Source organism: Gottschalkia acidurici 9a (genome assembly GCF_000299355.1).
In the GTDB taxonomy this organism is placed as follows: Bacteria; Bacillota; Clostridia; order Tissierellales; family Gottschalkiaceae; genus Gottschalkia; species Gottschalkia acidurici.
Genome location: NC_018664.1, coordinates 2,348,539 through 2,364,774 on the forward strand (window position 1 = coordinate 2,348,539; position 16,236 = coordinate 2,364,774).

General features: G+C 30.6%; 24 protein-coding genes. 3 read left to right on the plus strand and 21 right to left on the minus strand.

What is annotated here, in order from left to right:
- Window positions 1-44 precede the first annotated feature (44 nt).
- Window positions 45-467 (minus strand): metal-dependent transcriptional regulator, encoded by a 423-nt coding sequence (locus CURI_RS11100; RefSeq protein WP_014968359.1) that lies wholly within the window; start codon window positions 465-467, stop codon window positions 45-47.
- 225 nt (window positions 468-692) lie between these two features.
- On the opposite strand from CURI_RS11100, the gene CURI_RS11110 reads away from it, so the two are divergent.
- Window positions 693-917 carry an alpha/beta-type small acid-soluble spore protein gene (locus tag CURI_RS11110; RefSeq protein WP_014968360.1) on the plus strand — a complete coding sequence of 75 codons (225 nt, stop codon included), beginning with the start codon at window positions 693-695 and terminating at the stop codon, window positions 915-917.
- Between the two features lie 52 nt (window positions 918-969).
- Here CURI_RS11110 and CURI_RS11115 read toward each other — a convergent pair whose 3' ends face one another.
- Complete coding sequence (locus CURI_RS11115) at window positions 970-3,000, minus strand: methyl-accepting chemotaxis protein (protein WP_014968361.1); 2,031 nt, start codon at window positions 2,998-3,000, stop codon at window positions 970-972.
- Window positions 3,001-3,093: 93 nt separating this feature from the next.
- Entirely contained in the window at window positions 3,094-3,600 is a 507-nt protein-coding gene (locus tag CURI_RS11120; RefSeq protein WP_014968362.1) for a ferritin, read from the minus strand.
- A 481-nt stretch (window positions 3,601-4,081) separates the two neighbouring features.
- Here CURI_RS11120 and CURI_RS11125 point away from each other — a divergent pair, with 481 nt between their 5' ends.
- Complete coding sequence (locus CURI_RS11125) at window positions 4,082-4,417, plus strand: C40 family peptidase (RefSeq protein WP_228370421.1); 336 nt, start codon at window positions 4,082-4,084, stop codon at window positions 4,415-4,417.
- 128 nt (window positions 4,418-4,545) lie between these two features.
- On the opposite strand, the gene CURI_RS15085 is transcribed toward CURI_RS11125, so the two are convergent.
- A complete protein-coding gene (locus CURI_RS15085; RefSeq protein WP_014968364.1) occupies window positions 4,546-5,232 on the minus strand; it encodes a phosphatase PAP2 family protein in 687 nt (228 codons plus the stop codon).
- A gap of 20 nt (window positions 5,233-5,252) precedes the next feature.
- Window positions 5,253-5,960, minus strand: coding sequence for an N-acetylmuramoyl-L-alanine amidase CwlD (cwlD, locus tag CURI_RS11135; RefSeq protein ID WP_014968365.1), 708 nt, complete (start codon window positions 5,958-5,960; stop codon window positions 5,253-5,255).
- A gap of 189 nt (window positions 5,961-6,149) precedes the next feature.
- Here cwlD and CURI_RS11140 point away from each other — a divergent pair, with 189 nt between their 5' ends.
- A complete protein-coding gene (locus tag CURI_RS11140; protein WP_014968366.1) occupies window positions 6,150-6,551 on the plus strand; it encodes a universal stress protein in 402 nt (133 codons plus the stop codon).
- Between the two features lie 228 nt (window positions 6,552-6,779).
- On the opposite strand, the gene rpsI is transcribed toward CURI_RS11140, so the two are convergent.
- The 16 genes from rpsI to CURI_RS11220 form a co-directional block, all read right to left on the minus strand.
- Window positions 6,780-7,172, minus strand: coding sequence for a 30S ribosomal protein S9 (gene rpsI, locus CURI_RS11145; RefSeq protein WP_014968367.1), 393 nt, complete (start codon window positions 7,170-7,172; stop codon window positions 6,780-6,782).
- Window positions 7,173-7,195: 23 nt separating this feature from the next.
- A complete protein-coding gene (rplM, locus tag CURI_RS11150; RefSeq protein WP_014968368.1) occupies window positions 7,196-7,624 on the minus strand; it encodes a 50S ribosomal protein L13 in 429 nt (142 codons plus the stop codon).
- Window positions 7,625-7,777: 153 nt separating this feature from the next.
- The gene (gene truA / locus CURI_RS11155; protein ID WP_014968369.1) at window positions 7,778-8,518 is read right to left on the minus strand and encodes a tRNA pseudouridine(38-40) synthase TruA; all 741 of its coding nucleotides are present in this window, start codon (window positions 8,516-8,518) and stop codon (window positions 7,778-7,780) included.
- A 29-nt stretch (window positions 8,519-8,547) separates the two neighbouring features.
- Window positions 8,548-9,351: an energy-coupling factor transporter transmembrane component T family protein gene (locus tag CURI_RS11160; protein ID WP_014968370.1), complete on the minus strand. Its 804-nt coding sequence runs from the start codon at window positions 9,349-9,351 to the stop codon at window positions 8,548-8,550.
- Complete coding sequence (locus CURI_RS11165) at window positions 9,344-10,207, minus strand: energy-coupling factor transporter ATPase (RefSeq protein WP_014968371.1); 864 nt, start codon at window positions 10,205-10,207, stop codon at window positions 9,344-9,346. The genes CURI_RS11160 and CURI_RS11165 overlap by 8 nt, the downstream gene beginning before the upstream one ends.
- Window positions 10,204-11,022 (minus strand): energy-coupling factor transporter ATPase, encoded by an 819-nt coding sequence (locus CURI_RS11170; protein WP_014968372.1) that lies wholly within the window; start codon window positions 11,020-11,022, stop codon window positions 10,204-10,206. Before CURI_RS11170 ends, CURI_RS11165 begins: the two co-directional genes overlap by 4 nt.
- Before the next feature lie 138 nt (window positions 11,023-11,160).
- Complete coding sequence (rplQ, locus tag CURI_RS11175) at window positions 11,161-11,502, minus strand: 50S ribosomal protein L17 (protein WP_014968373.1); 342 nt, start codon at window positions 11,500-11,502, stop codon at window positions 11,161-11,163.
- A gap of 24 nt (window positions 11,503-11,526) precedes the next feature.
- Window positions 11,527-12,474 carry a DNA-directed RNA polymerase subunit alpha gene (locus tag CURI_RS11180; protein ID WP_014968374.1) on the minus strand — a complete coding sequence of 316 codons (948 nt, stop codon included), beginning with the start codon at window positions 12,472-12,474 and terminating at the stop codon, window positions 11,527-11,529.
- A gap of 81 nt (window positions 12,475-12,555) precedes the next feature.
- Complete coding sequence (gene rpsD / locus CURI_RS11185; protein ID WP_014968375.1) at window positions 12,556-13,182, minus strand: 30S ribosomal protein S4; 627 nt, start codon at window positions 13,180-13,182, stop codon at window positions 12,556-12,558.
- A gap of 29 nt (window positions 13,183-13,211) precedes the next feature.
- Window positions 13,212-13,607 carry a 30S ribosomal protein S11 gene (gene rpsK / locus CURI_RS11190; RefSeq protein WP_014968376.1) on the minus strand — a complete coding sequence of 132 codons (396 nt, stop codon included), beginning with the start codon at window positions 13,605-13,607 and terminating at the stop codon, window positions 13,212-13,214.
- A gap of 21 nt (window positions 13,608-13,628) precedes the next feature.
- Window positions 13,629-13,997, minus strand: coding sequence for a 30S ribosomal protein S13 (rpsM, locus tag CURI_RS11195; RefSeq protein ID WP_014968377.1), 369 nt, complete (start codon window positions 13,995-13,997; stop codon window positions 13,629-13,631).
- A gap of 135 nt (window positions 13,998-14,132) precedes the next feature.
- Window positions 14,133-14,246 (minus strand): 50S ribosomal protein L36, encoded by a 114-nt coding sequence (rpmJ, locus tag CURI_RS11200; protein ID WP_041701799.1) that lies wholly within the window; start codon window positions 14,244-14,246, stop codon window positions 14,133-14,135.
- 24 nt (window positions 14,247-14,270) lie between these two features.
- Window positions 14,271-14,489 (minus strand): translation initiation factor IF-1, encoded by a 219-nt coding sequence (gene infA, locus CURI_RS11205; protein ID WP_014968378.1) that lies wholly within the window; start codon window positions 14,487-14,489, stop codon window positions 14,271-14,273.
- A 34-nt stretch (window positions 14,490-14,523) separates the two neighbouring features.
- Entirely contained in the window at window positions 14,524-14,796 is a 273-nt protein-coding gene (locus CURI_RS11210; protein ID WP_014968379.1) for a KOW domain-containing RNA-binding protein, read from the minus strand.
- A gap of 23 nt (window positions 14,797-14,819) precedes the next feature.
- Window positions 14,820-15,566 carry a type I methionyl aminopeptidase gene (gene map / locus CURI_RS11215; RefSeq protein WP_014968380.1) on the minus strand — a complete coding sequence of 249 codons (747 nt, stop codon included), beginning with the start codon at window positions 15,564-15,566 and terminating at the stop codon, window positions 14,820-14,822.
- 1 nt (window position 15,567) lies between these two features.
- Window positions 15,568-16,218 (minus strand): adenylate kinase, encoded by a 651-nt coding sequence (locus CURI_RS11220; RefSeq protein ID WP_014968381.1) that lies wholly within the window; start codon window positions 16,216-16,218, stop codon window positions 15,568-15,570.
- Window positions 16,219-16,236 lie beyond the last annotated feature (18 nt).

Sequence of the window (16,236 nt, forward strand, 5' to 3'; positions counted from 1 at the left end):
AGATTTCTATAATTGCTTATTTTTATTATGATATTAGTTTTTGGTTAATCATTAAGTTGACTTTCTATTTCATAGTTTATCATTTTATCTAATATATGAGTATTATTTTTTAAAAATGCTACCATTTTTTCTATACATTTTATAGTAGATATACTAAGATAATGTTCCATTGCTTCTGCTTCCTTTTCTGAATCACAGTCTGATTCTATCACATCTATAAAATCTTTTAATATCTTGTTTCTCATTACTAAAAACTTACCTTTCTTTTTTCCCTTTTCTGTGATCTCTATTTTTTCATATGGTTCATATATGATATAGTCTAATCTACCTAATCTTCTTAGACCATTTACAACTGAAGGCATAGATACATCTAAGCAATATGCTATATCTTTAACTCTTATTTCCTTATTATTTACTTTTAGTCTGTATAGTTCTTCTAAGTAGTCTTCTAAACTTGGCGACAACATTTAAACACCTCTTTATTATGAGTCAATTTCTCTTACTAATGTATTTATATTTATTTGCTAATACTTTTATTATCTTTTTTAAACTTAGATTAATAATTTACTTTAATTTATGTATACCATGTTATGGTTCACGTTCATATTTTTACTTAGTTTATATCTTTATATTCTACATATAATACTATTGAAACAAATTAATTATTCAATTTTAAGAGGAGATGAATTTAAATGTCAAATAACAATAGAAATAGCAGTAATAAAATAGTAGTTCCTGAAGCTCGTCAAGCTTTAAATCAAATGAAGACAGAAATTGCAAGTGAATTAGGTCTAAGCAACTACTCATCTATAGATAAAGGAACTTTAACATCTAGACAAAATGGTTATGTTGGTGGATACATGACTAAGTCTTTAGTTGAAATGGCTCAAAGAAACATGAGCGGTTCTTCTAAATAATTTTACCTACATTAAATAAAAGCTATCCTAATATTTAGGATAGCTTTTATATTTATATATTAAATCTTTCAACTATTTTTACTAGTCCTTCTGACAATTGATTTAATTCTTGGGCAATATAACTAATTCCCTCAAATGTAGATGCTTGCTCTTCTGTTGAAGCTGATATCTCCTCTGTTGAAGCTGCTGTTTGTTGTGATACAGATGCAACATCATCCATAGCCTTCATAACCTCATCTTTGTCTTTATTTGACTTGTTAATTACTTCATGTAAATTTCCTATAAGCTTAACTATAGCATTATTAGATTCCCTTAGTAAATCAAATTCATTTACTGTATTGTGTAATTCATGATTTGCCTCTACTACTATTTTAGATACATCTTGCATAGACAACTTTGTTTCTCTGATATCTTCCCCTATACTGTTAATTATCACTTCTATTTTATTAGATGCACTCATTGATTCCTCTGCTAACTTCCTTATTTCATCAGCTACTACAGAAAATCCTCGCCCAGCTTCCCCAGCCCTAGCTGCTTCTATTGATGCATTTAAAGCTAATAAATTTGTTTGTTCTGCTATTCCATTTATAACTTCTATTATATTTTCTATTTGAGCTGATTTTTCTGATAGGCTATTTGTCTTAAGTGTCACATTCTGAGTAGATTTTTCGTTATCAATAAACTTTTCTCTTAAAACTGACATAGCTTGAACATTTCTTCTATTCTGACTTTGTATTTCTATAGCTTTTTCTTCAATTGTACTAGAATCTTGTGTTATCTCATTCATAGCATCTGATAACCTCTCTAACTTCAATATCCCCTCTTGCACTTCTCTTACTTGTTCATTTGCTCCACTAGCTATCTCTGCTACAGATGCTGCAATCTCTTGACCTGCTACAGTAGTCTGCTCTGATGAGTCCGATAGTGTATTAGACATGTTTCCTACTTTCTCAACGAATTCTGAAATTTCTGATAATATGGATCTTAAGCTAATATTCATGTTATGAAGTCCCTTCATGAGAAGTGATATCTCATCGTTTCCTACAACATCAAAATTTGCATTTAAGTTTCCTTTTTCTATTTCATTTATGTACTTTAATCCTTTATTTAATCTTTTAACTATTACTCTATTGTTTAATATATTTACAAATATAGACGTTAGTATCAATGTAACTATTGCTGTTATAAATACATTTCTAATAAATACATTTATACCTTTTATATATTCTTCTGAAGGTATAGTAGCACCTATTATGGTATTACTATTGTACTTTTTAAATGATATGTAGTTATTCTTTCTAAGATATTCGAATTCAAACTTTCCACTTGATTGTTTAAGCAATTTCTCTCCCCAATCAAATTCCTTTATGTTTTTACCTATTAAATTATGATCTTGGTGACTTAGTATCACTCCATCTGAGTTTAATACTATCATATATCCACCGTTTCCAAATGATGTTAATCTAGCAATGCTTGATATATCTACATCAGTATTTATTCCATCTAATAAAGATGTTTCAATTCCTATTTGTATAAATCCTGGTCGATCCTGCCTAGCTACCCCTATAAAGTGCATTTCCTTTCCTTCAGCTGTAGTTATATTTTCATCTATTGTAGTAAAAGTTTTATCGGTTATAGCTGACAGATATTTTCTTGCTTCCTCATCTGAGTTAAAATCATATGCTAAGCCATCCTCATCACTACTCCATTTAGTTACCCCTGTTTCGTCAGCTATATTTATTCTATCTATACTAAGCTCTCTGCATATCTCAGATAGACTTCTGTTCATATCTTCTTCTGGTATAAATCTAGTTTGTCTTTCTATACTTTTAGCTATATTCACTAATGTATTATTTATTGATTCCTTAGCTTTTTTAGACGTTTTTATATTTTCTTCAATACTTTGTTCAAAACTATTTACTTGCGCTGTAAGCATTTCCTCTAGAACTTTATATGTAGATTGTTTTTGAGTATGATATCCTATGAATCCTAATAGCGTTATAGAAACTAATAGCAAAGCAATTGTTGGAATCAATATTTTATTTTTTATATTATTTATTTTATTAATATATAAATTTTTCAATCTTTTATCCCCCTGGTTTACATTTTACTCAAATTGATTTTAAGTACTTAATCAAAGAGACCCCGATTTTATCTGAGGTCTCTTTGATTAATACTAGTTTGTCGGTGGTGTAAATACTCTTTGTCCTAGTTCCTGATCTAAAACAAATAATCCGTGATTATCATTTCCTAGTCTCTCTAGTTTTTTTATTATAGTCTTCATACTTGCTTCTTCTTCTATTTGCTCATCTACAAACCATCTTAAAAAACTTATAGTGGCGTGCTCTCTTTCATCTTGTGCTATATCCATTAAATTATAAATTCTTTTAGTTACTGAATTCTCATGGCTTAAGGCATTTTGGAATACATCAGTTATTGATTCGAAGTCATTTTTCGGTGTACTTATACCTTCTAAGTTAGCTCTTCCATCTACTTCATTTATATAATTATAAAATTTCATAGCATGGAATCTCTCTTCTTCAGCTTGTACCATAAAGAAATTTGCAAATCCGTCTAAATCTTGGTCTGCACAATAAGCTGCCATAGCTATATAATAGTGTGCAGATAAAAGTTCATAATTGAATTGGTCATTTAATGCATCTAATAATTTTTGTGATAACATATGAATTACCTCCCATTTGTTGTTATTCTTATTATACCCTTATGTAGTTAATTAAAACTTTCAATATCTAATTATATCATAAATTATAAATTTTTCCACATATATAGACATTTATATAAGATGCATTATAACATATCATTTTATAAAGTTAAAATAGGGGCCTATATGGACCCTATTTATTATTTGTACATAGTTAGTATTTATATCCATAAGGTGTAAACAAAACTACCACAAAATTACCAATAGTAAGAAAAAGAATAATAGTTCACTTCGTGATCCATTTCCACAACAAGAACAAGTAGCACGACTCATATTTTTCACCTCTTTTCATAAGTCGATAACTTTAGGTATATTTTTGCATTTCATTTCATATACCTATTTATACTATATGTCTATTTTTAAATTTCTGTGAATATATTCTTTTCACTTATAGTGTTTCTTTTCATAGTATATAGAGAAAGATATGACAGGGGGAGATATTTTGAATAAAAAAATAAATCAAATTATAAACAAGTTAAAGGGAGCTAGGTTTGTTCACAATGGTCGATCAATAGAAGAAGGTATAGACTGTTTAGGGTTCTTAATTCTTTTCTATAAGGAGTTTGGTGTAGAATTACCTAGCGATGATGGTCAATATGTAGATAAAGAATGGTACTTAGAGGATCCTGACAGATATGTGAGAGGTATTAAAAATCTAGGGTATAAAGAGGTCTCTTTAGAAGAACTCAAGCCTCTAGATCTAATTTATTTTGTTATAAACCATGATGTTATTACTCATACTGGTATAAAGCTAAACGATAATTTTTTGTTCATATGACTCCTAAAAGAGGAGTTCGCGTGAGCAAGTTAGAGCGTCATTGGAAAAGAAGATTTAGAGGTGGAGTTAGAGTCATTTAGTCTACAGAGAAATATAAAGAAGCCTATTAGATGATATACTAGTACATATCATCTAATAGGCTTCTTATATTTTTTATGAAGTAATTCTACTAATACTATATTAAAATATAGCCAAACAAATCCTAAACTTAATCCACCTATAACATCTGTAGGCCAGTGAACTCCTAGATATATCCTACTAAATCCTATTAGAGTTACGAATACTATAGTACTCATCCATATTATAATCTTTTTTATATCCCAAGGCCTATTTCTTACTAAAAGATAAGTACATATAAAGTAAAAACTTATAGCAACCATAGAGTGACCACTGGGAAAACTATATCCTGTTTCTTGAACTTGAAAATACATTTCTGGTCTAACTCTTACATAGTATCTTTTTAATACAAAATTTACTATAGCACTTCCCAATACTCCATTAATTAGACCTATTGATTCTATATAGTGTTTCTTTCTTAAAAGATAAATTGTCAAAAAACTACATAGTGGTAAATAGAACTTAGCTGATCCTAAAAAACTTATAAATATCATAATATTTTTTATATCTTGATTTATATGATTATGTATTCTTGATAATATTAGCTTATCAAAATATATACCCTCTGAAATCCCTCTTACTTTAGTACTAAAATTCATAAAAACTATAAAGAACAAAACTGCTATAAAAAGTCCTAATAGATATTTTACTAGTGATTTTTTAGGTATTTCCCTAGTTATCTTATGTTTATTTTTCAAAACTTACCTCCATATTATTTTTATTTTTCATTAAAGTATTTTATTATTCCTATGTATATTCCCCATGCGATCTGCTCTTGATACTTAGAATCATTTAGAAGCTGTTCTTCTTTACTATTAGATAAAAATCCAGCTTCCACTAAAACCGATGGCTTTTCAACCTCTCTTATTAAATACAATGTATCTCTAGGTTGTGGTTCTCTTTTATTTTCTTTGTCTAGTGAGTTTCTTAGCTCATCTTGTATTATTTTAGCTAATTTTTCACTTTCCTCACATCCTTTTTTATAAAAGGTTTGTGCACCATAGTACTTCTCTTGTGGGAAGCTATTTAAATGTATAGATATAAATATATCTGGTTCACTATCATTTACAAGCATCTTTCTATTTCTTAAATCTTCATTTTTTTTCGCTCTTATTGTAGGAGTCTTTTCAGTATATAGTCCCTTTTCATCCTCTCTAGTTAATATTACAATTCCACCATTCTGTTCTATCAACTTTCTTAATTTCAATGCTATTTCTAAATTTACTTCAGCTTCTGTATTTTTCGAACTTCCCATAGCCCCAGGATCCATTCCCCCATGCCCAGCATCTATTGCTACTACTTTGTTGGTAACTGGTAAGTAGAATGTTGGAACCGATTTATCCTCTAATCTTATCACAAATAATGTGATAATTAAAATTAACGCTATGAAAAAAATCCATCTTCTTTTAATAACTATTATTTTCAATAAAATCCCCCCTATTAGAGATATATTCCTTGTTAATTATTTTTATTATTATATTTTTATTATGTACTGTTCCTTTAATCTCTTCAATTTAATGTTTTAAAATTATTTATTTAAAATAATAGTTATTAAACATTAATAGTGGGTATATTTATATTAATAAAGTGTTTTAAAGAATAGGAGGAATTTATAATGAATATTAAGAAAATATTAGTTCCAGTTGATGGATCAGAACCTAATAAAAAAGCTATAGATGAGGCTAAAGATATGGCAGCTAGATTTAATAGTAAGGTATATCTCTTACATGTTGTAGATGTAGATTATCTTTTAGATCACAGTGTATTAAGTGATCTAAAATCACAAAGAGCACGTATTCTAGATGAAGCTGTTTCACACTTTGAAGGAATCGATGTAGAAAAGACTATTGTTTTAGGAAATCCTTCTGAAGAAATAATGAGAAAAGCTGATGAAGAAGATATTGATTTAATCATAATGGCTAAAAGAGGGCTTACTGGATTACAGAAATACTTAATCGGTTCTGTAACTAGTAAAGTTGTAAGTCACTCTAAAAAACCTGTACTTGTTCTTCCTTAAGAATATAGAGTTATTTATAAACTTAAAAGAGTTACAAAAAACTATGTTTTTTGTAACTCTTTTTTATTATTAAGTAAAGCTCATCTATTTATTTCGATCTATTTATATTATTTTGTCTACTATACCTTAATGTTAAATATATTGATACCATTTAATATCTAAAAACTCTAATTTTTAATTATTGATAGAAATAAAAAACACTGATAAAATACCAGTGTTTTTTTGTTTCTATCTTTTTGAGAATTGAGGTGCTCTTCTAGCCCCTTTAAGACCATATTTCTTTCTTTCTTTCATTCTTGGATCTCTAGTTAAGAATCCAGCTTTTTTGATTACCGGTCTTAATTCTCCGTCTACTTTAAGTAATGCTCTTGATATACCGTGTCTTAGTGCTCCAGCTTGACCTGTAAAGCCACCACCTTTTACAGTTGCTACAACGTCATACTTGTCTAGATTTTCTGTAAGTGTTAATGGTTCTTGAACTATAACTCTTAATGTTTCATAGTCAAAGTATTCGTTTAGATCTCTCTTATTTACAGTTATATTACCTGAGCCAGGGTATAATCTTACTCTAGCTATAGATTTTTTTCTTCTTCCTGTTCCGTAGTATTGAACTTTAGACATTTATAATCCTCCCTTCCTGAATACTATATTTCGTAAACTTCAGGTTTTTGAGCTTCGTGATTATGCTCTGTTCCTCTGTATACTCTTAATTTTTTAATCATTTGTCTTCCTAAACTGTTTTTTGGAAGCATACCTTTTACAGCTAGTGTTATTACTTTTTCAGGATTTTTATCCATCATAACGCTATAAGGTATCTCTCTAAGTCCACCTGGATGACCTGTATGATAAGTATAGTTTTTTTGATCTAATTTCTTTCCTGTTAAAACTATTTTTTCTGCATTTATTATTATTACATGATCTCCTGTATCTACATGTGGAGTATAAATAGGTTTATTTTTTCCTCTTAAAATCGATGCTACTTCACTAGAAAGTCTACCTAATGTTTTTCCTTCAGCATCAATTAATAACCATTTTCTTTCAATTTCTTGTGGTTTTGCAATGAAGCTTTTCATCTTTTTCCCTCCTTATTTAACAACAACAAAATTTATTTATATTAGCTGCTAAATATATGTTTATATTAAAATCCGGGGCAGTGGATTTTTTACTCTAACATACTTATATATTTTAATACAACGTGCCAAGTGTGTCAATATATTTTTGAATATTTAGTAAAATACTTGATTTAAGTAAAGACCTTGTGGTGGTGCAGTATGTCCTGCACACTTTCTATCTTGAGACATTATTATTTCAAATACTTTCTCGTGACATATCTTTCCCATACCTATCTCCACTAAGGTTCCCGTTATTATTCTAACCATGTTATATAGAAATCCATTACCTTGTAAAGTTATTTCTATTATTTCATCTTTTTTATTTAGCTCAGCCTTATTTATAGTTCTAATTGTACTCTTTACAGAACTTCCTGTAGACATGAATCCTCTAAAATCATAAGTCCCTCTAAAGCTTTCTATAGCATTTTTCATATGTCCTATGTTTAATTCATAAGGTACATGATATGAATAATTCCTAAGAATAGGACTTCTTGTTCTATCATTATATATTATATACTTATATTCCTTACCCAAAGCACCATATCTTGAATGAAAGTCACATGGAACTTCTATAGAATCTTTCACTGATATATCTGATGGTAGCTTACTGTTTATAGCATTAGTAAATTTCTCTTGTGGTATTTTTGAGCTAGTATAAAAATTTGCAACCTGTCCAAAAGCATGAACTTTACTATCTGTTCTTCCTGATCCTACTATATTTACATTTTCCTTTGTTATAGAGTATATTGCATCTTCTAAGGCTTGCTGAATGCTTTGACCATTAGGTTGCTTTTGCCATCCACAAAAATTAGTTCCATCATATTCTATTGTAAGCTTTATGTTTCTTTTCAACATATCTCTATCTCCTATAAATTATAGAATATCTATAATTTAATAAATCTTAATATTATTATAGATATAGAAAACATTACAGTAATAGTAGTAGCTATATAGTCTCTATTTCTAAGTTCTAACTTTCTCATTCTAGTCCTATTCTCTCCACCCCTATAGCATCTAGCTTCCATTGCCATTGCAAGTTCATCCGCTCGTCTAAATGCACTTATAAATAGTGGAACTAGCAATGGAACTAAACTTTTAGCCCTATTTATGATGTTTCCACTTTCAAAGTCTGCTCCTCTTGCCATCTGGGCTTTCATTATTTTATCCGTTTCCTCTAATAGTGTAGGAATAAATCTTAAAGCTATTGTCATCATCATTGCAAGTTCATGCGCAGGTACACCTATTTTTTTAAATGGACTTAATAAGCTCTCTATTCCATCTGTTAAAGATATTGGTGAAGTAGTTAGCGTAAGTAAACTTGTTCCTATAACTAAGAATATCAGTCTTAAAGCCATGAATGTAGCTTGTATAAGTCCTTCTTTTGTTATATCTAATGGCCCTATCTCAAATATTATCTCACCTTTTGTCATTAATGCATTTATTGCAAATGTAATTGCTATTAGAAACATTAGTGGTTTTAATCCCTTTAATATATAACTTATAGGTACTTTTGAAATAGTTATGGTAACTCCTATAAACACTATTACAAGTATATATGGATAAAATGTCTTGATAAGGAATAGCGACATAATGAATAAAAATACAGATATTATTTTAACTCTAGGATCTAGATTATGTATTACTGTATCCCCAGGAAAATACTGTCCTATAGTTATATTTTTAAGCATCTTTTTTTCTCCTTAAATACTTTAGTATTTCTTCTTTTGCTTCATCTACAGTAAATATATTTTCATTTATATCTTTACCCTTTTTCTTTAATTCTCTCATAAAGTAAGTTATTTGTGGAACTCCAAGTCCAAAGCTTTCGAGTTCTTCTACATTTTTAAATACTTCTTTTGGACGATCATATAGCTTGATTTTTCCTTTATGCATGACTATTATTTTATTAACTAACCTAGCTATATCCTCCATGCTATGAGATACTAGTATTATTGTCATCTGATTTTTTTCATATAACTCTTGAACTTGATTTAATATATCATCTCTACCTCTAGGATCTAATCCAGCTGTAGGTTCATCTAATATTAATACCTCTGGTTTCATAGCCAATACTCCTGCTATAGCAACTCTCCTTTTTTGACCACCACTCAATTCAAAAGGAGATCTATCCTTCATTTTTTCAAAATCTAATCCTACTAGCAACATAGCCTCTTTGACTCTTTTATCTATTTCTTCCTCAGAAAGTCCTAAATTCTTAGGTCCAAAAGAAATGTCCTTATATATTGTTTCTTCAAATAGTTGATGCTCTGGGTATTGAAATACAAGACCTACTTTTTGTCTTATATCTTTCAAACTTGTATTCTTAGCTGTAATATCTACATCATTAATTTCTATAGTTCCTGAACTAGGCTTTAATAGACCATTTAAGTGTTGAATTAATGTTGACTTTCCTGATCCCGTATGTCCAATTAATCCGATAAATTCACCCTTTTCTATTTCTAGATTAATATCATCTAATGCCTTACTCTCAAAAGGGGTGTTTTTATTATAAATATGATTTAATCCTTTTATTTTTATAGTCATATCAATCCCACCAGTTCATCTACAGTTAATATATCACTAGGTAAATCTATACCTTCTTTTTTTAGTTTATAAGCGAGTTCTGTTACTTGTGGTAAGTCTAGTCCTAATTCTTTTATCTTTTCTACTTCGCTAAATACTTTCTTTGGTATACCTTCAAGTACTATTTGGCCTTGTTCCATTACTATTATCCTATCAGCTTCTACTGCTTCGTCCATATAGTGAGTTATATGAACTATAGTTTTATTTTCCTCTTTATTTAATCTTTTTATGGTTCTCATCACTTCTTTTCTACCTGATGGATCTAGCATGGCTGTAGGTTCATCTAGAATTATGCACTCAGGATTCATAGCCAATACTCCTGCTATAGCTATTCTTTGTTTCTGTCCTCCAGATAATAGGTGCGGTGCGTGCTTTTTATATTCTATCATTTCAACAATATTTAGAGCATCTTCTACTCTTCTTTCTATTTTCTTAGATTCTATCCCTTGATTTTCGGGTCCAAATGCAACATCCTCTTCAACAATGGTAGCAACTAACTGATTATCAGGGTTTTGAAACACCATTCCAGCAGTTTGTCTTATGTCCCATATCTTATCCATGTCAGAAGTATTCATTCCATTTACATATACACTTCCACTTGTAGGCAATAGTAATGAATTCATTAATTTAGCAAGTGTAGACTTTCCTGAGCCATTATGACCCAGTATAACTAGAAATTCACCTTTTTTTACTGTTAAAGTTACATTATTTACAGCTATAAATGAATTATTGTCATTACTAGGGTATTCGTAAGTTACTTTATCTATACTTATCATTGTAGTTCCGTTACTTAAAACTTACTAAATACTATGTATTTAATAATTCAAGTTTAAGCAACTTACTCCTTTCTCCTAAATCTTATTTTTACTTACTAAAAAGGGACTAAGTTTGTCAACTTAATCCCCTTACATATATTATACTAACTCTAGTATAACTAGTTCTGCAGCATCTCCTCTACGTGGTCCTAGTTTTAACGCTCTAGTATATCCACCGTTTCTATCTGCATATTTAGGAGCTATCTCGTCAAATAAGTTTTTAACTACTGTTTCATCATATAGATATGACAGCACTTGACGTCTTGCGTGTAAATCTCCTCTTTTAGCTAAAGTTATCATTTTTTCTGCCATTCTTTTTGCTTCTTTAGCTCTAGTATCAGTTGTAGTTATTTTTCCTTCTCTCAACAAGCTTGTTACTAAGTTTCTTAGCATAGCTTTTCTATGATCAGTAGGGCGTCCAAGTTTTCTTAGCTTAGCCATCCTTATCCCTCCTTTAAGCAAGTATTACTCTTCATTATTTCTTAAGCCTAAGTCTAGTTCAGCAAGTTTGTTTTGAACCTCTTCAAGGGATTTCTTACCAAGGTTTCTAACCTTCATCATATCTTCTTCTGACTTCTGAGCTAATTCATCAACAGTGTTGATTCCTGCTCTTTTTAGACAGTTGTAAGATCTAACAGATAAATCTAACTCTTCTATAGTCATTTCAAGAACTTTCTCTTTCTTATCCTCTTCTTTTTCTACCATTATCTCTACTTCACTTACATGGTCAGTTAAAGTTATGAATAAGTTTAAGTGTTCACTTAATATTTTAGATCCTAAAGAAGTAGCTTCATCTGGCTTTATAGTCCCATTAGTCCAAATTTCTAATATAAGTTTATCGTAATCTGTTACTTGACCAACTCTAGTATCTTCTACAGTAAAGTTTACTTTCTTTACAGGAGTAAATATTGAGTCGACAGGAAGAACACCTATGATTTGATTCTCTTTTTTATTTCTCTCAGCTGGCACATAGCCTCTTCCTTTTACCATTTCAAGTTCCATATATAGTTTCGCATCATCTTCAAGAGTCGCTATGTGAAGATCTTTATTTAATATCTCCACTTCCGAACCCGTATCAATGTCTCCTGCTTTTATAACGCCTGGTCCCTCTGCATCTATTTTAAGAATAACAGGTTCATCAGTGTGCATAACTGCAGCTAATTCTTTTATATTAAGAATTATTTCTGAAACATCTTCTAAAACACCAGGTACTGTTGAGAATTCATGTAAAACACCTTGAATCTTTATTGAAGAAACAGCTACTCCTGGTAGTGAAGATAGTAAAATTCTTCTCAGTGAGTTACCTAGTGTAGTTCCGTAACCTCTCTCTAAAGGCTCGACAATAAATTTTCCATAGGTATTGTCTTCATTAATCTCTACAATTTCTATTTTTGGCTTTTCAATTTCTATCATTTATATTAACCCTCCCTATAATATTTGTTTTCTATCTTGAGGGCAACTGATTCTAATATACAACTAATCTAGTTGTTTTAATTAGTTTTTAGAGTATAACTCTACTATTAGATGCTCTTCTATTGGTAAGTCTATATCTTCTCTAGTTGGCTGACTAATAACCTTACCAGATAGCTTCTCTACATCAAATTGTAACCATGGTAGTATATTTCCTTGATGATTTTCTTGAAGTTCTTTTATTTTAGGAGACTTTCTGCTACCTTCTTTAACTTCTATTACATCACCAACATTCACTAAGTATGAAGGGATATCTAATTTTTTACCATTCACTGTGAAATGTCCATGAGTTACTAGTTGTCTAGCTTGTGCTCTTGATTCTGCTAATCCTAATCTATATATAACATTATCAAATCTTAGTTCTAATACTTTTAATAAGTTCTCACCTGTGATACCTTGCATTTTGTCAGCTACTTCAAAGTATTTTCTCATTTGACCTTCTAAAACACCATAATATCTACGAACTTTTTGTTTCTCTCTTAATTGAACACCATAGTTTGATAATTTTTTTCTTCCTTGTCCATGTTGTCCTGGAGCATACGCTCTTCTAGTTACTGAGCATTTATCAGTAAAACATTTGTCACCTTTTAAATATAGCTTTTGTCCTTCTCTACGACAAAGTCTACATACTGGTCCCGTATATCTTGCCATCTCTTAATGCACCTCCTATATATAAATTATTAAACTCTTCTACGCTTAGGTGGTCTACAGCCATTGTGTGGTATTGGAGTTGTATCTTTTATTAAGCTTACTTCTAATCCTGTTGCTTGTAGTGATCTTATAGCAGCTTCTCTACCTGATCCTGGTCCTTTAACATAAACCTCTACACTTTTTAGTCCGTGTTCCATTGCTTTCTTTGCAGCTTCTTCTGCAGCCATTTGTGCAGCAAATGGAGTCGATTTTCTTGAACCTCTAAACCCAAGTTGGCCTGCACTTGCCCATGAAAGAACATTACCATTAGTATCTGATAGTGTTACCATTGTGTTATTGAAAGTTGAGCTTATATGAGCTTGACCTCTTTCTATATTTTTACGTTCTCTTCTTCTAACACGTGTTTTTACACCTTTTTTAGCCACTCACATTCCCTCCTTTATCTATTATTTCTTTTTACCTTTACTTACTGCTTTTTTAGGACCTTTTCTAGTTCTAGCATTGTTCTTAGTATTTTGTCCTCTTACAGGAAGTCCTCTTCTATGTCTCATTCCTCTGAAACATCCTATTTCTCTTAATCTTTTTATGTTTAAAGCAATGTCTCTTCTTAAGTCACCTTCAACCATATAAGAGTCTATAGCTCCCCTAATTTCATTTACTTCTGCTTCAGTTAAATCTCTTACTCTTGTATCAGGATTAACCCCAGTTTTTGCTAGTATTTCATTAGATCTAGCTTTACCGATTCCATATATATATGTTAATCCTATCTCTACTCTTTTTTCTCTTGGTATATCTACACCAGCGATTCTAGCCATTAAAGTTTACACCTCCTACGTAATGTACTTAAAGCTATATTTATAACTTATTTATATTAAACAGCCGCGTTTTCTATCATACAGAATAATATTATACTAGATTTTCTTAAAAACAACTAGAGTTATTTTTAAAAATTAACCTTGTTTTTGTTTGTGTCTAGGATTTTCGCATATAACCATTACTTTACCTTTTCTTCTGATTATTTGACACTTTTCACATATTTTCTTTACTGATGGTCTTACTTTCACGGTAATCCCTCCTTAATTTCCTAACTACTTGTTACGCCAAGTTATCCTGCCTCTTGTTAAGTCGTAAGGGGATAATTCTATTGTAACTTTATCTCCTGGCAATATTCTAATAAAATTCATTCTTAATTTACCAGATATATGTGCTAGTATTTCATGACCATTCTCAAGTTCAACTTTAAACGTGGTATTCGGTAGGGCTTCAACCACAGTACCTTCTACCTCAATAACATCCTCTTTAGACATTAGATGTTCGAACCTCCTATTCAGTCATTTATATCTATTTATTGAAAGGAGCTAACTCCTTCCTGATATAAGAATTATTTATTTCATTTCTAGCTATCTTTTCTTTTAAATCACCTAAAACGTTTTTATATACCATTAGGTGCTTAATTTTTTTCTTCTTTGGATTATCTAATTTTCTATATTTACCGTCTACTATTAATATATAGTCTTCATCTACTATATCAATTACTGTAAATATTTTATCTTTATCTCTACCAGCTTTTGATTTTACTATCTGACCTAAGTTAATATCAGTAGTAGTTTCCATAGGTTTTCACCTCATTTATTGGATTATAATGTAGTCAATATAAGCGGCTCATCATCTGTAATTGCTATAGTATGTTCATAGTGTGCAGATTTTTTCTTATCAGTTGTAACTACAGTCCAATCATCTTCTAGTACTACTACACGATACGTTCCTATATTGACCATAGGCTCTATAGCTAAAACCATTCCTTCTTTTAATCTTGATCCTTTTCCTGGCAATCCAAAATTGGGTATTTGTGGCTCTTCATGCATATTTTGACCTATACCATGACCTACAAAGTCTCTTACTACTGAAAAGCCATTGTCTTCTACGTATGTTTGAATAGCATGAGATATGTCTGAAAGTCTATATCCGACTTTTGCATATTTTAGGCCTTCATAAAAAGATTCTCTCGTTACTTTTATGAGATTTAAATCTTCCTCTGACACATTACCTACAGGATAAGTTTTAGCTCCATCTCCATAGTAACCATCTAATATTGATCCTATATCTATACTAATAATATCGCCATCTTTTAACTTTTTTAATCCAGGAATTCCATGTACAACTTCTTCATTTATAGATGCACATATACTTCCGGGAAAACCATTATATCCTTTAAAAGCCGGTATAGCTCCTTGACTTCTTATGAAGTTCTCAACTTTCTCATCAAGTTCAGCAGTTGTAACCCCAGGCTTTATCATATCTTTAAGAAAGGCATGGGCTTGTGCTACTACCCTGCCAGCCTCTCTCATTTTTTCAATTTCTCTTTTGCTTTTTAATATTATCATTTTAACTTTCGCTCCCTAATATGTTCACTATATCAGAAAATACTTTATCAATATCTTGCTTTCCATCAACATTTGATAGTATTCCTTTTTTAGTATAGTAATCAATTAGAGGCTGAGTTTGTTCTAAATAAACTTCGATTCTTTTTGTAACTGTTTCTGTAGTATCATCATCTCTTTGATAAAGATCTCCACCACAAACGTCACATTTACCTTCTTGCTTTGTCGGATTGAATTTTATATGATATGTTGCTCCACAATCCTTACAAATTCTTCGTCCTACTGCTCTTTCTATTAGCTCTTCTTTATCAACATCTATGTTTAACACTCTATCTAAACTATATTCAAGGCCTTTTAACTCAATGTCTAAGGCATCTGCTTGACACACTGTTCTTGGAAATCCATCTAGTAAAAATCCTTGTTTACAGTCATCTTCTGATAGTCTATCTTTAACTATAGCTACTACTAATTCATCTGGAACTAAAAGTCCCTTATCCATATATTCTTTAGCTTTTTTACCCAGCTCTGTACCTTCACCTATGTTCTTTCTGAAAATATCACCCGTTGATATGTGAGGTACATTGTACTTCTTAACTATACCTGCTGCTTGAGTTCCTTTACCAGCACCAGGTGGTCCTAATAAAACAAGTTTCAATCACATCATCTCCTAAGG

Coding starts and splice junctions, on each gene's coding strand:
- rpsD (WP_014968375.1), bottom strand. CDS start 13,182: ATGGCAAGATATACGGGACCAGTATGTAGACTTTGTCGTAGAGAAGGA.
- CURI_RS11140 (WP_014968366.1), top strand. CDS start 6,150: ATGAATATTAAGAAAATATTAGTTCCAGTTGATGGATCAGAACCTAAT.
- CURI_RS11165 (WP_014968371.1), bottom strand. CDS start 10,207: ATGACTATAAAAATAAAAGGATTAAATCATATTTATAATAAAAACACC.
- infA (WP_014968378.1), bottom strand. CDS start 14,489: ATGTCTAAAGAGGATGTTATTGAGGTAGAAGGTACTGTGGTTGAAGCC.
- CURI_RS11110 (WP_014968360.1), top strand. CDS start 693: ATGTCAAATAACAATAGAAATAGCAGTAATAAAATAGTAGTTCCTGAA.
- CURI_RS11160 (WP_014968370.1), bottom strand. CDS start 9,351: ATGCTTAAAAATATAACTATAGGACAGTATTTTCCTGGGGATACAGTA.
- CURI_RS11210 (WP_014968379.1), bottom strand. CDS start 14,796: ATGGAAACTACTACTGATATTAACTTAGGTCAGATAGTAAAATCAAAA.
- CURI_RS11170 (WP_014968372.1), bottom strand. CDS start 11,022: ATGATAAGTATAGATAAAGTAACTTACGAATACCCTAGTAATGACAAT.
- truA (WP_014968369.1), bottom strand. CDS start 8,518: ATGTTGAAAAGAAACATAAAGCTTACAATAGAATATGATGGAACTAAT.
- rpsI (WP_014968367.1), bottom strand. CDS start 7,172: ATGTCTAAAGTTCAATACTACGGAACAGGAAGAAGAAAAAAATCTATA.
- rplQ (WP_014968373.1), bottom strand. CDS start 11,502: ATGGCTAAGCTAAGAAAACTTGGACGCCCTACTGATCATAGAAAAGCT.
- map (WP_014968380.1), bottom strand. CDS start 15,566: ATGATAATATTAAAAAGCAAAAGAGAAATTGAAAAAATGAGAGAGGCT.
- CURI_RS11180 (WP_014968374.1), bottom strand. CDS start 12,474: ATGATAGAAATTGAAAAGCCAAAAATAGAAATTGTAGAGATTAATGAA.
- rplM (WP_014968368.1), bottom strand. CDS start 7,624: ATGAAAAGCTTCATTGCAAAACCACAAGAAATTGAAAGAAAATGGTTA.
- rpsM (WP_014968377.1), bottom strand. CDS start 13,997: ATGGCTAGAATCGCTGGTGTAGATATACCAAGAGAAAAAAGAGTAGAG.
- CURI_RS11120 (WP_014968362.1), bottom strand. CDS start 3,600: ATGTTATCACAAAAATTATTAGATGCATTAAATGACCAATTCAATTAT.
- CURI_RS11100 (WP_014968359.1), bottom strand. CDS start 467: ATGTTGTCGCCAAGTTTAGAAGACTACTTAGAAGAACTATACAGACTA.